The sequence below is a fragment of the Nitrosomonas mobilis genome, assembly GCF_900103035.1.
GTDB lineage: Bacteria > Pseudomonadota > Gammaproteobacteria > Burkholderiales > Nitrosomonadaceae > Nitrosomonas > Nitrosomonas mobilis.
Map to the genome: position 1 here is coordinate 1 of NZ_FMWO01000098.1, position 9806 is coordinate 9806.

At 43.9% G+C, this 9806-nt stretch carries 9 protein-coding genes and 2 pseudogenes; all 11 read right to left on the reverse strand.

Translation table 11 applies throughout. The features are described 5' to 3' along the window. Positions 1 to 1069 (reverse strand): annotated as a pseudogene (locus NSMM_RS13780) (IS256 family transposase); the annotation flags it as partial. Positions 1070 to 1444: 375 nt separating this feature from the next. Beyond that, positions 1445 to 1702: a glutaredoxin family protein gene (locus NSMM_RS13785; protein ID WP_090288333.1), complete on the reverse strand. Its 258-nt coding sequence runs from the start codon at positions 1700 to 1702 to the stop codon at positions 1445 to 1447. Positions 1703 to 1713: 11 nt separating this feature from the next. Continuing rightward, complete coding sequence (locus tag NSMM_RS13790; RefSeq protein ID WP_090288335.1) at positions 1714 to 3096, reverse strand: DegQ family serine endoprotease; 1383 nt, start codon at positions 3094 to 3096, stop codon at positions 1714 to 1716. Between the two features lie 224 nt (positions 3097 to 3320). Continuing rightward, positions 3321 to 3917 carry a sigma-E factor negative regulatory protein gene (locus NSMM_RS13795; RefSeq protein ID WP_176753985.1) on the reverse strand — a complete coding sequence of 199 codons (597 nt, stop codon included), beginning with the start codon at positions 3915 to 3917 and terminating at the stop codon, positions 3321 to 3323. Positions 3918 to 3931: 14 nt separating this feature from the next. Continuing rightward, complete coding sequence (rpoE, locus tag NSMM_RS13800; RefSeq protein ID WP_090288338.1) at positions 3932 to 4534, reverse strand: RNA polymerase sigma factor RpoE; 603 nt, start codon at positions 4532 to 4534, stop codon at positions 3932 to 3934. A gap of 515 nt (positions 4535 to 5049) precedes the next feature. After that, entirely contained in the window at positions 5050 to 5925 is an 876-nt protein-coding gene (locus tag NSMM_RS13805) for a CorC family transporter (RefSeq protein WP_090288339.1), read from the reverse strand. 102 nt (positions 5926 to 6027) lie between these two features. Further along, positions 6028 to 6474 (reverse strand): rRNA maturation RNase YbeY, encoded by a 447-nt coding sequence (gene ybeY, locus NSMM_RS13810; protein WP_090288341.1) that lies wholly within the window; start codon positions 6472 to 6474, stop codon positions 6028 to 6030. A 26-nt stretch (positions 6475 to 6500) separates the two neighbouring features. Next, the gene (locus NSMM_RS13815; protein WP_090288343.1) at positions 6501 to 7484 is read right to left on the reverse strand and encodes a PhoH family protein; all 984 of its coding nucleotides are present in this window, start codon (positions 7482 to 7484) and stop codon (positions 6501 to 6503) included. Positions 7485 to 7495: 11 nt separating this feature from the next. After that, positions 7496 to 8821 (reverse strand): tRNA (N6-isopentenyl adenosine(37)-C2)-methylthiotransferase MiaB, encoded by a 1326-nt coding sequence (gene miaB / locus NSMM_RS13820; RefSeq protein ID WP_090288347.1) that lies wholly within the window; start codon positions 8819 to 8821, stop codon positions 7496 to 7498. Positions 8822 to 8986: 165 nt separating this feature from the next. Further along, the gene (locus NSMM_RS13825) at positions 8987 to 9676 is read right to left on the reverse strand and encodes a NapC/NirT family cytochrome c (protein ID WP_090288345.1); all 690 of its coding nucleotides are present in this window, start codon (positions 9674 to 9676) and stop codon (positions 8987 to 8989) included. Then, positions 9676 to 9806, reverse strand: a pseudogene (locus NSMM_RS15375) (cytochrome C554); the annotation flags it as partial. The pseudogene NSMM_RS15375 and the gene NSMM_RS13825, both read right to left, overlap by 1 nt.

A 9806-nucleotide genomic window follows, 5' to 3' on the forward strand; every position in this document is an offset into this window, starting at 1 on the left:
TGGCTGTTCTCAGCCGGACAGTTGCAAAGACTGATTCGACTGGATTAGTTGTTCTAATGTGTTGCCAGTTTTCTGCAGGATAATCATAGAAAGCCAGCATGGAATCTTTATCCTTTGCCAGACACTCCATCGCTTTTGGATATTTAGGACTAAAACGTTCAATACAGTTATCAAATGCTTTATAAGCCTTTTCCCGTGTTTCCGCCTGCCAGATATTGTGCAGCGCTTCCTTGACCTTGGGTTGCATGGCCTTGGGCAGCTTTTCCATTACATTGGCGATTTTATGCACTCAGCAATGCTGTTGATCCGTATCCGGCCAGCACTGGGTAACAGCCTTCCAGAACCCCAGCGCACCGTCACCGATAGCTAATTTGGGAGCACCTTTGAGGCCACGTTGTTTCAAATCCATCAATACTTCCGTCCAGCTCGCTTCAGACTCACGATAACCATCAGACAATGCCAGCAGCTCTTTACGCCCCGTTTCATCAGAACCGATAATCACCAGAAGACATAACCGGTCATCCATCCGCACAGTGCTGTAGATACCATCAGCCCAGACATAAGCATACCGTTTGCCACTCAGATCGCGGCGAGTCCAGTTTTGATAATCCTGTTCCCAGTCCTGCTTCAAGCGGCTGATCGTCGCAGGCGATAATCCAGGCGCGTCTGTTCCCAGCAGGTGTTTTAAGGTCTCTGTGAAATCTCCTGTTGAAACCCCTCTCAGATACAACCAAGGCAGAAATTCTTCAATGCTTCGTGTTCGTTTCAAGTAGGGAGGGATCAGGCTGCTGTTAAATTTGATGCCAGAACCGCTGCGATCACGTACTTTCGGCACTTTGACTTCAATATCACCAAGTCCGGTTTGAATCGAGCGCCCCGGTAGATAACCATTTCTGACAACTGCCGATCTACCCTCAGCGGTTTTCAAACCGCCATGATGATGGATAAAGCTGGTTACTTCTGCTTCAATCGCTGCCGACAACATCTTACGTGTGCCTTCTCGCAGCACTTCCTGTAACGGATCATTTTGTTCTGGTTTATTCAGATTAAAAACTTTACTATCTGTCATGCGGTGTTTCCCTTGTTTTGTTGGTTGATCTGCTAGATCATCAACAACAGGTTACACCGCTTCCTTCTCCCTTGTCATACACCAGAAATAATCATAGCTCGTGGTAATGCGGAAAATTATGACTGCATAGATGGGAGAGCCGGACGGTTACGTTCAAACTGATGGAAGTGGCGCAGAAGAAATGGTTCCGACTAAGGGGCTATAAATTGTTAGCGGATGTTGCGCAGGGCATCACATTCGTTAACGGGGTTAAACAAAATGGAGATCGAAAACAGGTAGCCGCTTGATTCTCTATACACCAGATTTGACAATAAGCTCAGGAACGTAGATTCAAGTCTTAAATAGACTATTGGAACAGGCTAGCAGATGCTATTTCTAATTTCTAACGAGATAATGATTTACTGAGGACAGATCAAGATGGTAGTGACACAGTTCTCTATTTTCGTCTGGCGCGAACAGAACTGGTATTCGCTCGTTATATAATCCGACAAGCCTTGGGTCAAGATCAATATCAATAATTTCCAGCTGAAAGTTAATGGTTTCTTGTAGTGCTTGCAGAGCAATGATCATCTCTTTACAAAGATGACATCCCTGTCTTGCATAAACAACCAGCTTCTTTACCTGATCACCCATACTAAAAAATTTTATTTATCTACTCGAATTGAAATAAAAGTGGTTCTATCCCCACGGCGCACTAACAGAGCGACATGTCGACCCCGTTCGATTTTATCCAATAAATTGTTAAATTGCTCAACTGACTTAATATCCTGATCATTAATGCCAAGTATAACATCGCCGCTAAGGATACCGGCACTTCTAGCTACACCCTCTACCACCTCCTCAACCAGCAAGCCACTTTCAACACCCAATTGTTTTTTCTGGTTATTCGTCAACTCTTTAAGAACAAGACCAAGCCGATTCGCGTTCTTACCAGACTTGTCCTGCTCCTGCTGAACAGCAACAGCGTCATCGCCGGGCATTTCACCAACCTTGATTGTCAAATTTTTGGTTGATCCATTGCGCCACACCTGCAAGCTGGTTTTGGAACCTGGCTTGGTATTACCAACCAAGCGCAGCAAATCACTGGAAGCGATCACTTCCTGTTCATTAAACTTCAGAATAACATCTCTTGCCTTGATACCAGCTTTATCTGCAGGCCCATCCTTTTCGACTGAAACCACCAGCGCTCCCCGAGGTTTATCGAGATTAAACGAATCTGCAAGCTCCTCTGTCACTTCTTGAATCATCACCCCTATTTTTCCACGGGAAACCTTACCATGCTCCCTGAGCTGCCTGGCAATACCTGTGGCCACATCGATTGGGATAGCAAATGATAAACCCATGAATCCCCCGGTGCGGCTATATATTTGGGAATTTATACCAACCACCTCACCTTCCATGTTGAATAGCGGGCCACCAGAATTACCAGGATTGATTGCAACATCTGTTTGAATAAACGGCACATAATTCTCCTGAGCAAGCGAGCGTCCTTTTGCACTGACTATTCCAGCAGTCACGCTACTTTCAAAGCCAAATGGCGCCCCAATAGCAACCACCCACTCTCCAACCTTGAGTTTATCAGGATCGCCCTGCTTGACGGTAGGCAGACTGCTGGCATCAATCTTGATCAGCGCAACATCGGTTTTTTTGTCAGCGCCGATTACTTTAGCTTTAAATTCACGCTTGTCAGCAAGCTTAACATTTATTTCATTTGCAGATTCAACGACGTGAGCATTAGTTAGAATATAACCATCTTTACTGATAATGAATCCCGATCCCAATGATCGCGATTCATATTTTCTAGGACCCGAGTAAGGTTGCATATAGCGCCGGAAAAAATCATAGAATGGCGAGTCTTCGGGTAAATCGGGAATTTTAGGGAAAAATTGTTCTGCATCTATTTGTTGACTTTGCACTGTGCTGATATTGACAACTGCCTGCCCTTGTGTTTCGACTAATTGAGTAAAGTCTGGCAGTTTTAACGCTTCTTTTGCTTGTGGTGATGGCGACGACAGCAACAGCAGCATTACTAAACCTGCGCTCCACAATTTCCAGAAAATTTGCAACGATTGGGTTACTCTATGTTTGCAAAATATTCTTTCATCAGCGAGGGACAACAAACTAAATTTATAGGAAAGTTTCATGCTTGCGGTAAGTGACATTACTTGAAGTATTTTAGAAAATGTTACTCTGAATGCTTAAAATAAAGGAAAAACTACAGCCGTTAACTTCAACGCTATTCAATAGAAGATCAATTGCCTGAAGGAGCAGGTCTAACTGATGTTTGTGGCATTTGCGGTGCGTTGATCTGATTGGCACTGCTGGCATGCGGATGATAAATCATGCCTCCATGGCTAAATCCCCTGTAAGCAAATGGAAAATCTGTGCGATTATAATCAATTGATGTCGGAAGATGCGAATAACCTGATGGTGGCAAGAAAGTCACTGAGCGATTATCAGTGTCCATTGATCGTTTTTCTATCTTCTCAGCAACCAGCATTTCCTGTTGAACAGGGCCAGTACCAACAGAAATAGAAACCATCCAACCGATTGCAAGAACAGCAATCGAAGCTGCGGCCGAGAGACCCAGTAGTTTTGATTTGCTCGCACGATAAATCTTATTGAGCTGAGGCACTAGTAACGTTGGCTCACTGACCAACTGTTGGTGAACTTTTTCAGAGATATCCAGGCTAGAAATAGAAACTGGCTGGCGCAATGCTTCACCAATAACATGGTATGTCTTCCATTCCGCAAGCAATTCATCGCTTCTTCCAGCTAATTTGATGAGCTCACCCGCTTCATCGTCATCGAGCTCACCATCAACTAATTCCGAAAGTTTATTATTCATAATTTCACCTCTTTTTACCATCTCTTATTTTTATCCGTACCCAACAAAGGTCGCAATTTTTCAGCCACAGCCTCGCGCGCTCTAAATATTCGGGAACGTACCGTACCGATCGGACAACCCATAATATTTGCGATCTCTTCATAACCCAGCCCTTCGATTTCCCTGAGAATGATTGCTGTGCGTAATTCTTCCGGCAAAGAATCCAACGACTGATTTACAGTTTGAGCAACTTGTTTACCCATTAGTTCACTTTCAGGGGTATTCATCTCACGCAGTGCATCTGCCCCCTCAAAATTTTCCGCATCTTCATTATCAAAACTATTAACCGTAGTAGGTGCTTTACGCCCCTGTGACACTAAAAAGTTTTTAGCTGTATTGATCCCAATTCGGTAAAGCCATGTATAAAAGGCGCTATCACCACGAAAAGAGGGAAGTGCGCGATAAGCCTTGATAAATGTTTCCTGCGCGATATCTTCCACTTCGGCCTGATCACGGATAAATTGTGACAGCAAGCGCGCCAGCCTGCGTTGATATTTAATAACCAGCAGATCAAAAGCATGCTTATCACCTCGCTGCACTCTTTCAACCAATTGTTGGTCGACCTCTCGATCACTCATACCAGACACTTCCAAAATAGATGCTTAGAATTGTTTCCGTTGATACTTCGATACTAAATCCAAACTTTACCCAACCAGACACAATTCAGTTTTCCATTCCCATGGAAAAAGAAAAGCAAATGAGTATACTCGCTACCAGTCAATTTGATAAAACGTAAGCAAGAATATTACAGTCCTGTAGTAGTCAGAAGCCAGTCAACCGAACTAACTATTACTTTTTAAAGTGTTGCCGCCCGGACGCCAAAAATTATCATCAGCAGCGCCCTCAGTACATGCAAGCTGACCGCGGCTAACGCGAGCATTCATCTGCCCTGCTGAATGAGAATGGCAACTTCAGCAGAAAAAGCTTAAAAGCCACCAATTAAGTTAGCAAAAAATGTACCCAACGGAATGAAGGGGAACAGCGTATTAAGCGAAGCACCTAAAGCTCAGCGAAGCTCCCAGTGAAGCACCTATACAAATGGCAAAAACAGAGTTCAGCATACCCTGCCTTCATGCCTCGAGTTAAAGTATGGTTATTGATTCAATGGATTTAGTTCAGTCTCATCAATTCCTATATCTGAGTCTGCATCTATTCGCTCAACTTTCAATAGATGCAAGCGGCGGCTATCTGCCCTCAGAACCGTAAATCGGAAATGATCAATCACGATTGATTCGTCATTCTTGGGTAATCGACCAAATCGATTAATGACATAACCGCCAATCGTATCGAACTCCTTATCACTAAAAGCCGCGCCCAGGGTTTCATTAAAATTCACAATCTCGGCGATTGCCTTCACCCGGTAATACCCATTGGTATCTGCAACGATATAATCACCCGCCTCGTCAAAATCATATTCATCCTCAATTTCTCCAACAATCTGTTCGAGAACATCTTCGATCGTCACTAGTCCGGCAATACCACCATATTCATCAACCACAATTGCCATATGGTTACGATTCCCACGAAAATCCTTCAACAAAATATTCAATCGCTTGGATTCGGGTATATACACCACAGGCCGCAGCATATCACGCACATTAAATACTTCCGCGTTTGCATAGTAGCGCAGTAAATCCTTCGCCAGTAAAATACCAATAATTTGGTCTTTACTACCATCCGTCACCGGAAAGCGGGAATGCGCAGTTTCAATCACAAATGGAATAAATTCCCCAGGTTTATCGCCAATGTCAATTGTATCCATTTGCGATCGAGGTATCATGATATCGCGTACCTGCATCTCTGAAACATGGAGCACACCTTCAATCATAGTCAATGCCTCAGCATCAAGCAGATCACGTTCATAGGCAGAATGCAGCAGAGTAATCAGCTGTTCACGATCTTCCGGTTTACGCAGCAGCAAAGCACCGACTCGTTCAAACCAATTACTTTTAGACGCAGGATCATTCATGAAAAAATATTCGCACAAAAAAAATTAAATAGCTTTAACCAAACCTAAAAGCGAAAAAATAAAGATAAACATATCTCGTAATTTTTTCATAGAAATCTCTATTTATACAACATCATACGGATTGTTAAATCCAAGTCTGGCCAAAATATCAATTTCGAGCGCCTCCATCGCTACAGCCTCGACATCATTCAAATGATCATAACCTTGCAGGTGAAGCAATCCATGGACAGTAAGGTGAGCGTAATGTGCTTTCAGGTTTTTTTGCTGCTGTACCGATTCAGTATAGATAATCGGTACACATAGCGCGATATCACCACGTATAGATGAACCATTCTCATAAACGAACGTCAGTACGTTAGTAGCTGTTTGCTTGCCACGGAATTGGCGGTTGAGTATCTCTCCTTCCTGCTGATCGACCAACCGTATTGTGACTTCTGCCGGCTTCTGCAGCGCCACTTGCGCCCATTTTACAAAAAGCTGTCTACCGGGTAACCCAGATTTATTTACCGCATACTGTACTGTCAGGGTTAATCCGGTTTTAGCCGACATAGAGCATCAATGAGCCCCCGAAGAGTCTATTGAGTAACGGCATGTCTTTCGTAGGCATCCACAATTCGCTGTACCAGAGGATGACGCACCACATCATCAGTTTTGAATCGCGTAAAAGCGATACCTCTAATATTACTCAGCACCTGCTCTGCTTCAATCAAACCACTTTTCTGGTTTTTAGGAAGATCAACCTGGGTGGTATCGCCTGTAATTACTGCTTTGGAACCAAATCCAATACGAGTTAAAAACATTTTCATCTGCGCTGGGGTCGTATTTTGTGCTTCATCTAGAATAATGAAAGACTGATTAAGTGTACGGCCGCGCATAAAAGCCAATGGAGCAATCTCAATTGCGCCTCGTTCGAACTGTTTTCCGGTTTTATCGGACCCCATCAGTTCGTATAAAGCGTCATAGAGCGGTCGCAGGTAAGGATCAACTTTTTGAGCCATATCGCCTGGTAGAAATCCTAAATTCTCTCCTGCCTCTACTGCCGGACGCACCAGAATAATTCGACCAACAGTCTCTCGCTCCAGTGCATCTACAGCAGTGGCAACAGCGAGATAGGTTTTACCCGTTCCTGCTGGCCCTATACCAAAAGTAATGTCATGCGTGTGAATCTGCTGCAGATAAGCAGTCTGGCGCGATGTGCGTCCTGTAATGTTGCCACGACGAGTAATAAGCTGCGGAGAAAGCACTGAATGAAGTTGGGTTGAAAGCTCAGGTTGCAACTGATTTTTAGCAGCAAGACTCTTGATTTCAATCAGACCCAGTTGGATCTGTTCAATGCTGATGTGTTGATTAGATTGGTCATAGAAATTTTTAAGTGCTTTCGCCGCAAGCCGGGTTTGATCGGCAGCGCCATACAGGCAGAAATGCTCCCCACGACGGAAAATTTCTATATTAAATGTATTTTCCACCTGCTTGATGTTTTCATCCAACACACCACAAAGATTGGCTAGACGTCTATTATCAGCAGGTGAAAAAGATATTTCTACGGATTCAGGTTTCAATTAATTAACTGTTAGGCACGCAAAACACCGCGTAACGTATGAGTTAGTGCCTGCGTAATTTCAATATTAGCAAAGCAACCAATTAAATTCATATTTACCGGAAAATTAACCGTTCTATTATTATCCGTTCGCCCATAATATTCATTAGGACTTTTCTTTGAGATGCCTTCGACTAATATGCGTTGAGTAGTCCCAACCATACTCTGACTAATAGCATCAGCTTGTCGCTGAATTTTTGCCTGCAATTTATGCAGACGATCCAGCTTAACTTCGTGGGGTGTTTCATCTACAAAATCAGCTGCCGGTGTTCCAGGGCGGGCACTGTAAATAAAGCTATAAGATTCGTCAAAATCAACTTCTTCAATCAGCTTCATCGTTGCCGCAAAATCAGCATCAGTTTCACCTGGAAACCCCACGATAAAGTCTGATGAAATGGATACTTCTGGCCTTAAAGCTCGTAGTTTCCTAATGATGCACTTATATTCCATAACAGTATACCCGCGTTTCATGGCAGCCAGAATCCGGTCTGAACCTGACTGTACCGGTAGATGCACATGGCTAACTAATTTTGGTAATGTTCTATAGGCCTCAATCAACCGTGCAGTAAATTCGCGTGGATGCGAAGTTGTAAATCGAATCCTCTCAATACCAGGAATATCCTGAACATAATCAAGTAACAAAGCAAAATCCGCTACAGCATCCTGTGCCATCTTTCCAGCATACGCATTGACGTTCTGACCTAACAGTGTTATTTCCTTGACGCCCTGAATTGCCAAACCAGCAATTTCTGTCAATACATCATCAAGTGGCCTGGAAACCTCTTCTCCTCTTGTGTAAGGAACAACGCAGAAACTACAGTATTTGCTGCACCCTTCCATGATAGACACGAATGCAGTAGCACCCTCAGTACGTGCAAGTGGTAGACGATCAAATTTTTCTATCTCGGGAAAGGAAATATCAATTTGTGGACGTCCTGTTTTATGACGGGCATCTATCAGAGCAGGTAAACGATGTAACGTCTGAGGTCCAAACACCAAATCAACGAATGGGGCGCGCCTGACGATTTCAGCGCCCTCCTGACTGGCAACACACCCACCAACACCTATTAACAAATTTGGATTGCCACTTTTGAGATGCCGCACACGACCCAGATCGTGAAAAACCTTTTCCTGTGCCTTCTCACGAACTGAACAAGTATTGAATAGAATCAAATCAGCTTCACCAGGAATTTCCGTTCTCTCCATCCCTTTTTCAGCATGTAGTAAAGATGCCATTTTGGCAGAGTCATACTCATTCATCTGGCAACCAAATGTCTTGATATAAAGTTTAGCTGTCATCATAAGCAACTTAAGGAATAAACATCTAACTCACAATAATCTAGTGAGCCATTTTAATTACGGAATTCCAATAAAGCCGAGCTACCACCAGTTATCGACTGCAATATGCTCAGCAGCCAAGCCGATTGTAGCTCGTAATTTTTCTATTTTTTGAATCTTCAGAAATTACTCATCATCGTCGTCTTCATCAGAAGATTCATCTGCAGCTTCGCTTTCTTCTGTGTCTGCATCCTCGTCTTCCTCATCTTCGTCTTCGTCTTCGTCTTCGTCTTCGTCGTCACCCTCTTCTGGTTTCAGCACCATTTTTCCTGCTGCCAGGCTGGCGTTCAGATCAGTCATTGGCGCTTCTTCATGTACCAGATTCTGGTGACAATCTATGCAGGTCGCACCTTCTGTTTCCATTTTCTTGTGTGCTGCCTGGGCATCCTCTCCCGGTGGGTTCGGTTTTTTGTGACAGGTGCGACAGGTGATGCTGTCCCATTTTTTGAGATTCATCCGTGCATCGTGTGCCATGATCAATCTGCGCTCGTCAAATTTCTCCAGCGTGGAATAATCATTTTTCAATTCCAGGTACAGCTCTCTGGCGCCATCCACTATGTGAGTGGCCACTGCCAGATGAAAATTCTCTATCCCTTGCGGAATATGGCAGTCCTTACACCCAGGATTGACTCCCAGCGCGCCATAGTGGGTGGAATGCTTGAGTTCTTCCTGTGGATAACTCATCGAATGACAGCTGGTGCAGAATTCTTCCGTAGATAACGCCGCTTCTCCACCAAATACGACTGCCAGCAATACGATACCCAGCAACCCACCTACCAGCAAGGTGCCAATCGATCCTTTTTGTAAAGTAGTCATTAGTCTTTTTCCTTTTTGGTTTCTTTAGCGCTGGCCTGAAACTCGTCGTGATATTTGAATTTAGGCTCTCCAGTATAGACACCATCTAATTTGTAATGTTCATGCATGGCTTTTTCGTCCTTGACCATTT